The sequence below is a fragment of the Gemmatimonadaceae bacterium genome, from assembly GCA_040882285.1.
Taxonomy (GTDB): domain Bacteria; phylum Gemmatimonadota; class Gemmatimonadetes; order Gemmatimonadales; family Gemmatimonadaceae; genus JACDCY01.
This window is the reverse complement of record JBBEBQ010000007.1, coordinates 1-16,385: the sequence shown is the minus strand read 5'-3', so window position 1 is coordinate 16,385 and position 16,385 is coordinate 1. Positions and strand designations below refer to the sequence as shown.

General features: G+C 62.3%; 7 protein-coding genes. 6 read left to right on the top strand and 1 reads right to left on the bottom strand.

Going from position 1 to position 16,385, the window contains the following annotated elements; all coding sequences use genetic code 11:
• Window positions 1-97 precede the first annotated feature (97 nt).
• The 5 genes from WEA80_04135 (at window position 98) to WEA80_04115 (ending at window position 12,410) form a co-directional block, all read left to right on the top strand.
• Entirely contained in the window at window positions 98-2,005 is a 1,908-nt protein-coding gene (locus WEA80_04135; protein ID MEX1185754.1) for a hypothetical protein, read from the top strand.
• 866 nt (window positions 2,006-2,871) lie between these two features.
• Window positions 2,872-5,979, top strand: coding sequence for a SusC/RagA family TonB-linked outer membrane protein (locus WEA80_04130; GenBank protein MEX1185753.1), 3,108 nt, complete (start codon window positions 2,872-2,874; stop codon window positions 5,977-5,979).
• A 58-nt stretch (window positions 5,980-6,037) separates the two neighbouring features.
• Window positions 6,038-7,570 carry a RagB/SusD family nutrient uptake outer membrane protein gene (locus tag WEA80_04125; GenBank protein MEX1185752.1) on the top strand — a complete coding sequence of 511 codons (1,533 nt, stop codon included), beginning with the start codon at window positions 6,038-6,040 and terminating at the stop codon, window positions 7,568-7,570.
• 80 nt (window positions 7,571-7,650) lie between these two features.
• Window positions 7,651-11,028 (top strand): VCBS repeat-containing protein, encoded by a 3,378-nt coding sequence (locus tag WEA80_04120; protein ID MEX1185751.1) that lies wholly within the window; start codon window positions 7,651-7,653, stop codon window positions 11,026-11,028.
• Entirely contained in the window at window positions 11,025-12,410 is a 1,386-nt protein-coding gene (locus WEA80_04115; protein MEX1185750.1) for a vanadium-dependent haloperoxidase, read from the top strand. The genes WEA80_04120 and WEA80_04115 overlap by 4 nt, the downstream gene beginning before the upstream one ends.
• Here WEA80_04115 and WEA80_04110 read toward each other — a convergent pair.
• Complete coding sequence (locus tag WEA80_04110; GenBank protein ID MEX1185749.1) at window positions 12,404-12,733, bottom strand: TonB-dependent receptor plug domain-containing protein; 330 nt, start codon at window positions 12,731-12,733, stop codon at window positions 12,404-12,406. The two genes, WEA80_04115 and WEA80_04110, sit on opposite strands and share 7 nt — an antisense overlap.
• A 200-nt stretch (window positions 12,734-12,933) precedes the next feature.
• On the opposite strand from WEA80_04110, the gene WEA80_04105 reads away from it, so the two are divergent.
• Complete coding sequence (locus tag WEA80_04105) at window positions 12,934-16,281, top strand: VCBS repeat-containing protein (GenBank protein MEX1185748.1); 3,348 nt, start codon at window positions 12,934-12,936, stop codon at window positions 16,279-16,281.
• Window positions 16,282-16,385: the final 104 nt, after the last annotated feature.

The window sequence follows — 16,385 nt, the reverse complement described above, 5'->3', positions numbered from 1 at the left end:
GAAAACTCACGCAACACCCGCCAGCCGTCTACTAGCGGCACCTGCCTGGGAGGCGCATCGTTAATCCCCGTTTCTATTGCTCCTGACAGGAGGCTACATGGGACCGTTTGTCGACGGCTACGTTCGCGCGACAGCGCTCGCGCTCCTGCTCCTGCTTGTCGGCCCGTTCTCCGCGGCCGCACAGCAGTCTCCGTCAAGCACGGAGAAAACACGGCTGTTCTCCGACTCCGCGACGGCCGTGACCGGCCCCGCGGTCCTCTCTCCCGACGGGAAGTGGGTGGTCTTCCCGGTGATGACGTCGCCGGCCAAGGCCAACCTCACAGTCGTCCGCGTCGGCGGCGAGGGGATCCAGCCGCTAACGTCGGCCGGCTCGTGGGACCAGAATCCCGAATGGTCACCGTCGGGCGACCGCATCTATTTCCTGTCCAATCGCGCCGCGGCGGCGGGAGATCAGTACTACTACGGCATGGAGGTTCAGTTCGACCCTGCGACCGGTCGCGCCGTCGGAGAGCCGCGGCGGATATCGCCGGATCCCGTGCAGGGCTTCATCCGCGTTTCGCCGGATGGAAAAACGGTGGCGTTCGTGGACGGCACGGATCGTCGTCTGCTCAAAGTTGTGCAGGCATCCGGCGGGGAGACGCGGGTCGTCGCGCGCATGCCCATACGATCAGGCAACATCGCGTGGAGCGGCGACGGCCAGCATCTGTACTTTCTGACGAACGTTGCTCTGCAGAGCGAACGGGTCCTGCATCGTGTGCCTGCAGCGGGCGGCGAGATCGTCGCCGTGTCGAACCGGCTGCCCCCGGCGGGGCAGCTGCTGATAGGGCCGGGCGCGGAGATTTTCGTCGTCGCTGAAAACGCCGCCGGCCCCCGGAATCGCCTGCTCAAGTTGTACGACCAGAGCGGCACGCTCGTGCGAACGATTCCCGTCAACCGGAACACGCGCGCGACGCAGGTCACGCGCGACGGCGCGCTAGTGGTCGTTGAGACCGACGTAGTGGCGCCGACGCGCATCATGCCGATCGATGGCGGTGCGTACCGCGACGTCACCGCGCCTTTGGCGTACGATTGGGTGATGCGCTGGAGCGCCGACGGCAAGACGCTATACACCTGGACGGAGCAGGACGGGACCGCCGTCCTGGCAGCCGTCCCGGTCGACGGCGGCACGCCGCGGACTTTCCCGGAAACGCCCGAGTGGGGCGCGGAGGGCGCTAACAGCCGCTTCCTGTTTCAGTCATCGCGGCGGGAAGGAAACAATCCCCGCTCGCTGGTCGCGCTGGACCTGCGTGACGCGTCGCGTCATGTCATCACGGAATCAGCTCCCGGACACAACATGCTCTTGCCATATGGCCCGGGGGGGACATGGGGAGCGCACGAAGAGCTGTATTTCCTTGAGCGTCGCGGCGACTGGCTGGACGTAAAGGGATGGCGCGGGCCGGGAGAGGTCCGCACGCTGCATTCACTGCCGGCGCCGCTCCTCGGCCGAACGAACTTCGCGGTGCACGGTAATCGTGTCGCGTGGCAGCAGGAGCGGGGCGATAGCGTGGACCTCATGATCGCCGACGGCGAGAACGCCGAGCACCGGCGTCTGCTGACGATATACGCCATGCCGGGCACTAACGAGATCTCGTTCTCGCACGACGGCAAGCTGCTCGCGCTGCACTACTCGCGCGGCCCGGGCTCGCCCGACTTGATGGCTTTCGTCGATCCATCCGGCGTCGCGCCGCCGCGCATCGTCGACACCGGGCTCAGCTACTGGTACTGGCCGCGCTGGATGCCGGACGACAGCGGCGTGCTCGTCGTCGGAGGGGGAGCGGGCGCGGAAGCGCACATCGTGCGCATTCCTGTCGCCGAGGGGGCGCAGCCGGTGAACGTCACGCGGAGCGACCCGGCGTCGAAGTGGGGCTTCGAGGTCTCACCGGACGGGCGCTTCATCGCATATCCGGGAGAGATCTGGAAGGGCAGTTCGGTCTGGCGCATCAGCCTCGGTGATGGGGGTCGCTAGTCTAGAGCACAGAGTTCCACCGCCCGCAGTCGCGCTCGTCACCGCTCTGGGCATGTGGGTGGTGGCGAGCGCGACACCGGAGCTGCGCATTTCGGTTCCCGCGCGTGCCGCGCTCGCGTCGGGTCTGGCAATCCTGGGCGTATTCATCGTGCTCGCCGGAGGTCCTCGAATTCCGTCGCGCGCGCACGACCGTGAATCCGCTGAATCCGGCGGCTGCCTCGGCGCTGGTGGCCACGGGCATATACCGCTTTACCAGAAACCCGATGTACCTTGGCGTGGCGAGCGTGCTCGTGGGTTGGGCGGTCTACCTTATCGCATCCGCTTTCGCTATTGGGTGTGGCCATCTTCGTCGCATACATGAACCGCTTTCAGATCGGCCCGGAGGAGAAATCGTTGCGCGCACTTTTTCCCGGAGCGTTCGAGGCGTATGCCCGGCGGGTGCGCCGCTGGATATGACAGCCCACGGCGATGACGGCCGGCTTCGCGCGCCGACCGGCGGAGCTCGAGATCCTCTGACCGGTCTGGCGCCGCAGGGCTTTTCCGTCGACTAGCGGCACTTGGCCGGAACGCGCATCGTTCACTCCCTAAACGGAAGCCGCCATGTCAATTAGCTCCGAACGCGGCCTATCGTGGGTTCCGACGAAGACGATCCCGGCAAACAGCACGCGGCGCACAACTTCATTCGATGCAGGATCGCCTCATCCAGATGAGACCCGATTCGCGGCATACAAGCCGAAGAAAGGCCCTGCAGGCCGGAATTGCTTGACAGGGCGTTGCCCGGAACCATACTCTTGACTCTTGCCCGAGTCATGAGGGTACCTGGCACGCGATGCGTCCGAACTCCCATCCAATGGAGCGCAATCATTATGGTAAAGGTCCGTAACGTCTTTCTGGCGCTTGTTGGATGCGCGTTTTTGTCGGCTCCGCTTGCCGCCCAGGCCCAGACAGGCACCGTCACCGGACGAGTCGTTGACAGCACGAGTCAGCAGCCGCTTGCCGGTGTCACCGTTTTCATCGAAGGGACAGACCGAGGCGCCCTCACACGGAATGACGGAACCTTCGTCTTAAGCGGAGTGCCCGCAGGAACTCACAGCGTGCGGGCACGCCGGATCGGATACACCCCGCAAGTGCAAAGCGTGACCGTAGCCGCTGGCGCGACGGCTACGCTCCAGTTCATGCTCGGCGGAGCGGCGACCGTGCTCGAAGAGGTTGTCACCACGGGCTATGGCACCCAGCGCCGAGTGGCGATCACAGGCTCGATTGCGACTATTGACGCGAGCGAGGCGAACGTCGGGGCGATAGCCAACGTCGACCAGATGATCCAGGGGCGGGCCGCCGGAGTCAACATCACTCAGAACAGCGGCGAGCCGGGCGGCGGGGCGCAGATACGCATCCGCGGCGGCACCTCTATCAGTGCGAGCAACGACCCGCTGTACGTGATCGACGGCGTTCCGGTCAACAACGTGCCAACCGAAGCGTCCGCCGTCAGAATCAGCGACAATGAGCCGGCCCTGCCGCGCAATCCGCTGAATCTCCTCAATCCCGCCGACATTGCGTCGGTCACCATCCTGAAGGATGCTGCGGCAGCGATCTACGGCACGCGCGCCGCGAACGGTGTCATCGTCATCGAGACCAAGAAGGGCGCAGCGGGCGGCCCCACGATGGAGTATGAGTTTTCTGCGGGCCGATCTTCACTCGGGCGGTCGCTCGAAGTGCTTTCCGGCGCCGAATTCAGAAACTTCATCCAGGAACAGGTGGCCGAGGGGAACGTGAGTGCGAGCGTCCTTGCAGGGCTGGGGACGGCTGATACGGATTGGGAAGAAGCGATGACCCGCAGCGCCGCGACAGTCAACCATAACCTGTCCTTCGCCGGTGGTTCCCCGAACACGCAGTTCCGCGCTTCGCTCAACCATCTCAGCCAGCAGGGAGTGGTGCTGGATAACGGCTTTAAGCGGTACCAGGCGCGGCTGAACGGAACTCATCATGCCTTGACCGGGCGGCTGCGCATGGGACTCAATCTGACCGGCTCGCACGTCATCAACGACTATCTCCCGTTCGACAACACCGGCGGCTTTGAAGGGGGCGTGTTCATCAATACGCTCGTGTACAACCCCACGTATCCGGTTTCCATGACCGACCCGGCCACGGGAGAGGCTACTTTCTTCGAGCTTGGACCCGGCTTTCAGTCGGTGCGAAACCCGGTGGCGCTCGCCACGCAGATACTGGACCTGGGTAAGACCACCCGAGTCCTCGGCAACGTCTCGGCCGACTACGACATCTTCTCGGCTCTGACCGCAAGGGTGAGCGTCGGCATCGATCGATTCGACAGCAACCGCGACACCTACTTCCCGCGGGCAAATCCCGTTGGAGCGCAGTATCAGGGGCTCGCCCGGCAGGCGAACCGGAACAATCAGTCCAAGACGCTGCAAACGATTCTGACCTATCACCCACAATTCGCCGGCAACCACGACTTCGACGTGCTGGGCGGGTACGAGTTCTTCGGTAACACGCTCACTGAATTCTACGCGGAGACTCGGAATTTCCTCACCGATGCGTCCGCCTATCACAGCCTCAGCAGCGGAAGCCAGCCGCAGCCTCTCTATTCGCGGCGCGAAGACAGTCGGCTGATCGGCTTTTTGTCGAGAGCGAATTACAGCTTCAAGGACCGCTACTTCCTGACCGGCGTACTCAGGCGGGACGGGGCGTCCATGTTCGGAGAGGGGAACAAGTGGGCGGTCTTTCCGGCCATCTCGGGATCCTGGCGGTTGAGCGAAGAGAGCTTCATTCCCCGCGGCCCGTTCTCCGAGCTGCGTCTTCGCGCTGGCTGGGGATTGCAGGGCAACCCCGGCGTGCCGCCGTACGCGTCACTGATCCTGCTGGCTGCCGACGGAAACTCGCGGTACGTGTTCGGCGAACGGGCAGTGACCGGTTTCTCTCCGACTCAGAATCCCAACCCGGATCTCAAGTGGGAAGAGACCGCGCAGACGAATGTGGCGCTCGACTACGGCTTTTTGGACAATCGGTTCAACGGCAGCGTCGAGTACTATGTGAAGAAGACGAATGACCTGTTGCTCACCGTTCCGGTACCTCAGCCCGCGGTAGCGTCCACCAGGCTGGAGAACATCGGGAAGACCCAGAACAAGGGCTTCGAATTCTCGCTCGATGGATCGTTGATAAACCGCACCGGTCTGACCTGGGACGCCGGCATCGTCTTCGATGTTCAGCGAAACGAGGTCGTGGATCTCGGCGGCCGGAGTTTCATCTCCACCGGCCGAGTCAGCGGAGAGGGCCAGTCCGGCCAGGTCTCCCAGCGAGTGATACCAGGCCATGCGATCGGAACGTTCTACGGACCGCAGTTCATTGGCGTGAACGCCTCCGGCCAGCAGGAGTTCAACAAGTACACGGTCACGCGGGACGCCGCGGGACGGGAATTGACCCGCGAGCTGTCCGGAGTCACGACCTCTCCAGGGGGTGACGATTACGTCGTAATCGGAGATGCCAATCCAAACTTCAGCTTCGGCATCAACAGCCGAGCCACTTACGGCAATTTCGATTTCAGCTTTCTGGTCAACAGCCAGCAGGGGCTCGATGTGTTCAACAACACGGCGCTCGTGTACGCGACCAAGGGCAATGCGAAGCGCGGCAAGAATTTCCTCAAGGAGGCTCTCGACGACGGCGTGGATATTGATGAGCCCCAGATCTATTCGTCACGCTGGATCGAGGATGGATCTTTCGTGCGTCTACAGAATCTGACGGTAGGATACAGCTTCGACATGCCCACGTTCACGGGCATGGGCCAGCGGGCCCGGGTCTACCTCTCGGGCGACAATTTGATTCTGCTGACGGACTACTCAGGCTACGACCCGGAAGTACACACCGATGCCGGAATCAACAGTGTGGGCACCCGGGGGATAGATTACCTCCATTATCCGCGCCCCCGCACCATCACGGGAGGACTTCGTGTCCAGTTCTAGCCTTCTCGCCAACCTCCGTCAGGATCCGACCTGTATGACCGATGCTGTGAGGGAAATAATGAGAACGGCCGCACTGCGCGCGCTGCTGGTCCTTTTTCCGGCCGTCGGGGTCCTACAGGGATGCACCGACCTGACGGAGGAGCCGACCAGCGCGATCGCTCCGGAGAATTTCTTCAACAACGAAGAAGAAGTGATCGGAGCGCTGGCGTCAGTCTATGCGCAGCTGCGGCAGACGACGGAGGCCTACTACAATCTGACCGAGATCAGCTCGGACGAGTACATCGTGCCGACGCGCGGCACCGACTGGTACGACAACGGCCGGTGGCTGGAGATCGACCGGCAGCTTTGGGGTGCGAACAGTCCCTCGGGCCTGGACGACATCAATGGCGCGTGGAACGCTCTCTTTATCGGCGTGGCCCGGGCCAACGCGGTGCTGGCCGGCGTGGAGAAGGTGAGCTTCCCGAGCAAATCGGTCGTTGAGGCCGAGCTGAAGGTATTACGTGCGTTCTATTACTTCCTGCTCCAGGACATGTTCGGTGGCGTGCCGATCGTGACCACCACGGAGATCATGCCTCGAAAGCAGAACACCCGTGCGGAAGTATTCAAGTTCATCGAGGACGAGCTGAACGCGGCGCGGGCCGTGCTGCCTGCTACCTGGCCATCCGAGATGCAAGGGCGCATGACTAGCGGCGCGGCCGACGCTATTCTGGCGAGCCTGTATTTGAACGCCGAAGTATTCTCCGGGTCTGTTACCGCGGCGGGCCTGCAGAAAGGCGCGGCCCGGTGGCAGGATGCCGTCACCGTCGCGGACAGAATCATTAATTCCGGCGTCTACAGTCTCGCGGGTAACTGGCGCTCGAACTTCACCCACGACAACTATCTGTCGCCGGAAATCATCCTGGCGGTGAAGTTCCTAAACGAAAGTGGGCTGGGGCTAAACTTCCTCCTGCGGGCGCTGCATTACACCCAGTTCACGCCCAGCCCCTGGAACGGCTTTGCTACGATCGCCGAGACCTATTTTGCTTTCGACGCGGATGATCGGCGCCGGGAGATATTCCTCGAAGGCAGGCAGTTCAATCTGGAGACGGGAGAGCCGGTCAACGACCGGACGGGAGAGCCGCTCGTTTTTGATCCGAACATCGGTGATCCGACGAATGCCAGCGAAGGCGCCGGTGTGCGAATCGCTAAGTGGACGGTCGATCCGAATCACGTCAACCAGGACAACGGCAACGATTTCGCGCATTTTCGCCTCGGCGAGATCTACCTCATCAAGGCCGAAGCGCTCAACGAGCTTGGGCGTACCGCGGAGGCTATCGCGCTCGTGAATACCGTGCGCGCGCGAGTATTCGCTACTCCCGAGCCGATTCCTGCGACGACCTCACAGGCTGAGTTTCGGAATGTGATCCTGAAGGAGCGTCTGTTCGAGCTCACCGCCGAGGGCAAGCGGAGGCAGGATCTTATACGCCACGGGCAGTTCACGCAGCGAGCCTGGTTCAACAAGGGTGTAACCGATCCGTATCGCATCCTGATGCCGATTCCTCAGACTCAGATCGAGACCAACCCGCTGCTCGTGCAGAACGTCGGATACTGAATTCCGGGTAGTTATCGACTCGGCATCGTAGCCTGCTCTCAGGGTGAGAGCAGGCTACGATGCATTTAACAGGTTATTTCATGCAGAAGGCATTCGGCCTGAACGTCTTGTTCAGGCTCTCGGGATTGTATTTCGTTGCGGCTTGCTCACTTGCCGATGGCTCCGCGAACCAGGCTGTTGAGGCGCCTGCGGTAGGTAACCATCTCTTCACCAGCCTGCCGTCGGATTATACGGGCGTTCGCTTCGAGAATCGCCTCACCGACACGCGCGAGCTCAACGTCTTCACGTATCGCAACTACTACAACGGCGGTGGTGTGGCGCTGGGCGACCTCACCGGAGACGGGCTGCCGGAAATTCTGCTGACGTCGAACCTGGGCGGCAACCGGTTGTACCTGAACCTGGGCGACTTTCGCTTCCGCGACGTGACCAGGGAAGCCGGGGTCGAAGGAAAAGGTTTCTGGGCGACGGGAGTCACGATCGCCGACGTCAATGGCGACGGTCTGCTGGATATCTACATCTGCTATGCCGGAAACGTCGAAGGGGAGCGGAGGGCCAACGAGCTTTACATCAACAGGGGACTGAACGCCGAGGGAGTGCCGACCTTCATCGAGAGGGCGACCGCCTACGGCATCGCGGACGAAGGCTACTCGACGCACGCTGCCTTCTTCGACTACGACCGCGACGGAGACTTGGACCTGTACGTGGTCAACAATTCGTTTCGGCCCGTCAGCAGCTTCGGGTTGCGCAATATCCGGCATGTGCGCAGCGAGTTCGGCGGGCACAAGCTCTTTCGCAACGACGGCGCGCGATTCACCGATGTGAGCGAGACAGCCGGGATCTACGGGAGCGAGATCGCGTTCGGTCTCGGTGTCGCGGTGGGCGACGTGAACCGCGACGGCTGGCCGGACATCTACGTTTCGAACGATTTCTTCGAGCGCGACTATCTCTACATCAATAACCGCGATGGGACTTTCGTTGAGGACCTCGAGCGGCAGATGCCCTCCATCAGCTATTCGTCGATGGGTCTCGACATGGCCGATATCAACAACGACGGCTGGCTCGACATCTACGTCACCGACATGCTGCCCGAGGATGATTACAGGCTCAAGACAACGGGCTCGTTCGAGGGCTGGGACGTGTACCAGACCAAGGTCAGAAACGACTACCACCACCAGTTCACCAGGAACACGCTTCAGCTCAATAACGCGAACGGAACGTTCAGCGAAATCGGACAGCTTTCGGGCGTAGCCCGGACGGACTGGAGCTGGAGCGCGCTTATCGCCGATTTCGATCTGGATGGTCATAAGGACATCCATGTGACGAACGGCATGGCCCGCGACGTTACGTCACAAGATTACATCTCGTTCCTGGCGAACAATGAGACGATGGCGTCCGCGACCAAGGGCGGTAAGCGGGTTGACTTCCTCGGCCTCGTCAACGCGATGAGCTCGACGGAGCTTCCGAACTATGCGTTCCGAAACAACGGTGACCTCACCTTCACGAGTGAGGGTCCAACTTGGGGACTGGATACGCGCGGGTTCTCCAATGGAGCGGCATACGGTGATCTGAACGGCGACGGCGCGCTCGACCTCGTAGTGAACAACGTGAATCAGGAAGCTTTCGTCTATCGAAACAACGCGCGGTCACTGCTGAATAACCGGTATCTCCAAGTCAGGCTCGAAGGAGAAAAACTCAATCGGTTCGCCATTGGCGCCAAGGTCACAGTGACGGGCGGAGGATCCGTATTCTTTCAGGAAATGATGCCCTCCCGCGGATTCCAGTCGAGCGTTGACTATGTGCTTACGTTCGGGCTCGGTACGCTCGACAAGGTGGACACAGTGAGGGTCGAGTGGTCCGACGGCCGGGTGAGCACCCTCAACGACGTCGCGGCCAACCAGCGTTTGGTGGTCCGGCAGTCGGGCTCGGTTTCGCCGGTGGACGTGGAGCCCAAACGCTCCACGCCGGTCTTCGTGGATGTGACGGACCGTATCGATCTCGGTTTCGTGCACCGGGAGAACGCGTTCGTGGATTTCGATCGCGAGCGTCTGATTCCCAAGATGCTTTCGACGGAAGGGCCATACATGGCCGTAGCCGACGTGAATGGCGACGGGCTGGAAGACGCGTTCATCGGGGGTGCGAAGGATCAGCCGGGCAAGCTCCTGATCCAGCGGCGTGGCGGCAGATTCGTCGGAACCAACGATAGGCTCTTCGAGCAGGACAGGATTTCGGAAGACCTCGGCGCCGTATTCTTCGACGCCAACGGGGACGGATTCCCCGATCTCTACGTCGTCAGCGGCGGCAATGAGTTTTCCGACATGGCGCCGGCACTCGCGGACCGGCTGTACCTGAACGACGGTCGGGGTAATTTCAGAAAAGCAGTGGGTAGCATACCGCCAGCGCTCACCAGCGGATCGCGTGTGACGGCCGCCGACTACGATGGGGACGGCGACATGGATCTTTTCGTCGGCGGACGGGTGCTTCCAGGCCGGTACGGGATAGATCCCACGAGCGCGCTCCTCAGGAACGACGGGGGCGGCCGTTTCACCGATGTCATCAGCCAAGCCGCGCCCGGTCTGGCGCAGGCCGGCATGGTCACCGACGCCGTCTGGCAGGATGTAGACAAGGACGGCCGGCTCGATCTCGTCGTGGTGGGCGAGTGGATGCCTATCACCATTTTTCGAAACGCCGGTAACGGAAAGCTCGTGCGGATGCATGCGCGCGGTCTCGAGAAGAGCCACGGCTGGTGGAACCGGATCGTTGCCGGCGACTTTACCGGCGACGGTCTTACCGACTTCGTCATCGGTAATCTGGGCCTCGACACGCGCCTTCGTGCCACCGACAGTGAACCGGCGACCATGCATGTAAAGGATTTTGACGGGAACGGATTCGTCGAGCAAATCGTATCGTATTACACCGGAGGCGTCAGTTATCCACTCGCGCTGCGTGACGACCTGATCAAGGCGCTCCCCTTTCTCAAGGCGCGTTACCTCAATTACAAGGACTACGCGGGCCAGACCGTGACGGATATTTTCCCGGCTGGTGAGCTCGGTGATGCGATTCTCAGGAAATCACACACCTTTGCAACGACCCTCGTCAGGAATAATGGTGACGGTTCCTTCACACTCATCCCGCTGCCGCTCGAAGCGCAGCTTTCACCGATCTACGGAATCCTGGCGTCCGATTTCGATGCCGACGGGAAAACAGACTTGCTGCTGGCCGGAAATTTCGACGGGGTCAAGCCGGAGATCGGCCGGATGACCGCGGGGTATGGCCTGTTTCTGCGCGGGACCGGAAACGGGAGGTTCGCGCCGATGCGGGCAGCCGAGAGCGGCTTCTTCGTGCCCGGGCAGGCGCGCGATATCCAGCGGCTTCGGACGAGTGAGGGAGAGGTGTACGTCGTTACGCGCAACAACGATCGCCCGCTCGTCTTCCGGTCCACTCGGACCCCCGCGCGATGACAGGGCGGATCGCACTGGCGATGCTTGCGGCGTGCCTGCTCCAGGGTTGCGGGCGCGACAGTAATCGAACCGAGCAGGATGCCGAGCTGCTTCATACCGCCATGGGCCAGCTCACCCGCGTCATCGTCTATGACATCTTCAGTCCGCCCCAGTCGAGTCGCGTGTATGCCTATGCGAGCGTCGCCGCCTACGAAGCCCTTCGCCACGGACGTCCCGAGTATCGGACGCTGGCGGGTCAGCTCAACGGACTGGAACCCGTGGCTGCTCCGGAGCCAGACTCCCAGTACGACTTGTCGCTCGCCGGCGTGCACGCGTTCATGACGGTGGGCAAGGCGCTCACTTTCTCGCGGGCGCGAATGGATTCGCTGCGGTCCGCCATGCACACGAGCTTCCGGCGTCAGGGAATTGGCGCTCCCGTATTCGACCGCTCAATAGCGTACGGGGGAAAGGTCGCCGAGCACATACTCGCCTGGGCAGCGAAGGATCATTTCCCTCAGACCCGCGGCTATCCGAAATTCACCGTTGGTTCCGAGCCGGGCCGGTGGATCCCAACCCCGCCCGGCTACATGGACGCGATCGAACCCAGTTGGGCCACGCTGCGTCCGTTCCTGATGGACTCGTCCAGCCAGTTCCGCCCGAAGCCGCCACACGCATTCGATACCGCGCAGGCAAGTCCTTTTTTCCTGCAGGTGAAAGAAGTCTTCGATATAGGGAACCAGCTAAGCGACGAACAGCGGGAGATCGCGGGCTTCTGGGACTGCAACCCATACGTCATGCACATACGCGGGCATGCGATGTACGCGATGAAGAAGATCACGCCCGGTGGCCATTGGATGGGCATCGTGGCAATCGCTTCCCGGGAGTCGGGTTCCGATCTCGTGCGGTCGGCTGAAGCCTATGCGCTCACCGCCATTGCCCTGGCCGATGCTTTCATCAGCAGCTGGGATGAGAAATACAGGAGCAACCTGGTGCGACCGGAGACGGTGATCAACGCCCACCTGGACGAGGCGTGGCAGCCGCTTCTCCAGACACCGCCGTTCCCGGAATACACGAGCGGCCACAGCGTCATCTCGACCGCTGCCGCCACGGTACTGACGGACATTTTCGGCGACAAGTTTGCATTCAGCGACAGCACTGAAGTCGAGTATGGGCTGCCCGCGCGGTCATTCTCATCATTCGATCAGGCAGCCGCCGAAGCTGCCATCAGCCGGCTCTACGGCGGCATCCATTACAGGATGGCGATCGAGGAAGGGATAACTCAGGGACGCAAGGTGGGTGAGCTCGTCGTCCGGCGGGTGAGCACTCGCCAGGAGGTTGCCAAGGCTAAACCGACCGCCTCCAGCGCCGCTAGGCGGGTGTCAGCCGGTCTTTCCCCCTACTGACCCGGTCGCTTGGTCTTGATGACGACTACGCCGTTAGCGCCACGCAATCCATAGAACGCGGTACTGGCTGCATCCTTGAGTACCTCGATCGACTTGATGTCGTTGGGTACGATTCCGGTCAGGGCCCCATTCGGCCCCGGCTCGATCGGGATGCCGTCGATCACGAACAACGGCTCATTACTCCCGACCATGGAGGTAGCGCCGCGGATGCGGACGGCGATACGACCATCAGGGGTGCGCGTCAGCCAGACCCCCGGGAATTCGGACCTCAGCTGCTCTTCCAACGGGACGCTGGGGGTGCGTTGAATGTCTTCCGCGGTCACGGCGCTTCCACCGGGTGGATCCCCGGACAAGGCGCTTGTTGTTTCATCCGGGCCCGTTCCGCCCGGATGGGCGCACGCGCAGAGTAGTCCGACCAGCAGACCAAGGGGGAGCAAGCCGTGGACTTTCGATTTCATCAGCGGAGATCGCATCGCATGGCTGCATGGATGTGCTGCATAAATCGCTCCCTCGCGGCATAAACATGTCACGCGCGCCCGCGATGCGCATCGCCGCGGGCGTGCTGGCGGTGGCACTGGCGGGCTGCGAGCGCGCGACGCCCGCGGACCCCCTGTTCGACCTCCTCACTCCCGCGGCCACGGGAATCACGTTCGCTAACGAGCTACCGGAGAAGCCGGAGCTCAACATTCTCAACTTTCTCGCCTATTACAACGGCGGAGGGGTCGCCGCTGGCGACATAGATGGCGACGGACTCCCGGACCTCTTTTTCACCTCGAATCTCGGACCGGATCGGCTCTACCTCAACAAGGGCGATTACAGGTTCGAAGACATTACCGAGCGTGCGGGCGTGGCGGGGTCTCCGGGCGGCTGGACGACCGGCGTGACGATGGCCGACGTCAACGGGGACGGTCGTCTGGATATCTATGTTTCCGCGGTCAGCTATCTCACGATGCGCGGGCGGAACGTCCTCTACATCAACAACGGCGACCTGACCTTCAGTGACAGGACCACGGAGTACGGGCTCGAGCACGCCGGATATTCAACCCAGGCTCTCTTCTTCGATTACGACGGAGACGGGGACCTCGACATGTACCTGCTGAATTACTCCACTCACACCGAGCGCGGCGTGAGCGCGAAGCCGCAACGCGCCGTGCGCCACCCGGCAGCAGGCGACCGGCTTTTCAGGAACGACAGCAACCGGTTTTCCGACGTGAGCGCTCAGGCCGGGATTTTCGGCGGGGTCGAGGGTTACGGACTCGGCGTTGTCGCGAGCGACTTCAACCTGGACGGCTGCCCCGACCTTTTCGTCGCGAACGATTTCCAGGAGAACGATTTTCTTTACCGCAACAACTGCGACGGCACGTTCACCGAATCCATAGCCGACGCCATGGGCCACACCAGCCGTTCTTCGATGGGAGTGGACGCGGCGGACTTCAACGACGATGGACGACCGGATCTGGTCGTCCTCGACATGCTTCCCGAACGGGAGGACATACTCAAGACTTCAGCGAACGCGGAAAGCTTCAACGTTTTCAACCTGAAGGTGAAGGCGGGCTATCACCCTCAGTACGCGCGAAACACGCTGCAGGTCAATCGCGGCGGCGGCCGATTCAGTGAGATCGGATATCTGGCCGGTGTCTTCGCCACCGATTGGAGCTGGGCCGCGTTGTTCGCGGATCTCGACAACGACGGCCGCAAGGATCTCTTCATCACGAACGGGGTCTATCGCCGGCCCAACGACCTGGACTACATCAATTATGTGGGAAACGAGGCGGTCCAGGCTTCGCTCTCGCAGGGCATCACCCGTGAAAACCTGGCGTTGCTGGAGAAAATGCCCCGGGTCCCGCTGGCCAATTTCGCCTACCGCAACAATGGCGATCTGACCTTCACGAACATGGCTGAACGATGGGGGTTGGCGCAGCCCGGTTTTTCCAACGGCGCCGTCTACGTGGATCTCAATAACACCGGCGCTCTCGATCTCGTCGTCAACAACGTGAACGCGCCTGCCGCGATCTATCGGAACCGCGCGCGTGAGAGGAACGGGAATCACCATCTCACGGTCGCCTTGCGCGGCGCCGGCGCCAACACCGCGGGCATCGGGGCCAAGGTGCTGCTCAAGCATGCCGGCGCGACGCAGATGCTCGAGCAGATGCCGACACGGGGGTTCCAGTCGTCAGTCGATCCGCGGCTGCATTTCGGGCTGGGGCTAACGGAACGCGTAGACTCGCTCACGGTCATCTGGCCGGACGGCCGCTATCAAGTGATCACAGGCGTAGCCGCCGATCAGTTCGTTACGCTTTCGCAGGACGACGCCGGCGGGGAGTACGACTACGGCGCGCGGCCCGCGACGCCGCCGCTTTTCGAGGACGTGACGGCTTCCGCGGGCCTCGACTTCGAGCACGAGGAGAACGCGTTTTTCGATTACAATCGCGAGCCGTTCATGCCGCACCTGCTTTCGGCCGAGGGACCGGCTCTCGCGACAGGCGACGTGAACGGGGACGGCTTGGATGATGTGTACGTGGGCGGCGCGAAGTGGCAGGCTGGACGCCTCTTCATCCAGCGTCGGGACGGGCGCTTCGAGGCCAGCGCGCAAACGGCGTTTCGTACCGACAGCCTGCACGAGGACGTCGACGCGGAGTTCTTCGATGCCAACGGCGACGGCAAGCTGGATCTGTACGTGGTGAGCGGCGGGAACGAGTTCTGGGGCACCGCCGAGGCGCTTCGTGACCGCCTCTATGTCAACGACGGGCGTGGAAATTTCCATCGGGCGAGGGAGGCCCTTCCTGATTTTTTCGAGAACGGATCGTGTGTAGTTTCCGCGGACTTTGACGGCGACGGCTGGACTGATCTCTTCGTTGGGAGCCGTGTCGTCTCGAGACAATACGGCCTGACTCCTCGCAGCCATTTGCTGCGGAACGACGGGACAGGCCGTTTCGTGGATGTCACCGCCAGTGCGGGCGGCGCACTCGGTGAGGCGGGAATGGTCTCCTCGGCCGCGTGGCTGGATTACGACGGCGACGGCGAGCTCGACCTGGTGGTAGTCGGAGAGTGGATGCCGGTACGCGTCTTTCGGCAGGAGAACGGGCGCTTTGTGGACCGGACTGCCGAGGCCGGCATGTCGGCAACGAGCGGGTGGTGGAACACAGTGAAGGCCGTCGACCTGAACGGAGATCGAAGGAAGGATCTCGTGCTGGGCAATCTCGGCCTCAACTCGTATATCCGGGCGTCACCCGGGGAGCCCGCGCGGATGTACGTCCACGATTTCTTCGGCAACGGTGCGGTGGAGCAGATCCTCACCTTTTACAAGAACGGAGTGAGCTATCCGCTCGCAGGACGCGATGACATGGTGCGCCTGATGCCGCAGCTCCGCGGCAAGTACCCGTCCTACTCCAGCTTTGGCGCCAGCCGGATCGAGGACATTTTTCCTGGATCAGAGCTGGCCCAGGCGGAGGTGCGGGAAGCGCAGCTCTTTGCGAGCTCCGTCGCCCTGAATACAGGCAAGGGAGCGTTCACCCTTGCGCCGCTCCCGATCGAAGCCCAGTTCGCTCCGATCTACGCCGTCGTGCCGGACGACTTCAACGCCGATGGGCATATCGATCTGATCGTCGCCGGAAACTTCAGCGGCGTGACCCCGGCGCGCGGGCGGTACGACGCGAGCTATGGACTCATGCTGAGCGGCGACGGCAGCGGTCGATTTGCCGCGGCCGATCTCGAGGCCAGCAAGCTCGTGATCGAAGGTGAGGTGCGGGAGATGAAGCTGCTTAAGCGCGCGGGCGGCGAACGGCTGGTCGTGGTGGCACGAAATGGTGCCAAGCTCCAGATTCTTCGACCACTCGCCCCGGCGAGACCAGTAATGCAGCAACAACCCTGAGCAAAGAGAGGCGCACGTGACGGGCTTGCTTGCGACGTGGGACTGGGTGATCATCGCGCTGTACTTCCTGCTCGTCTTTGGAGTCGCGATCTGGGCGACGATGC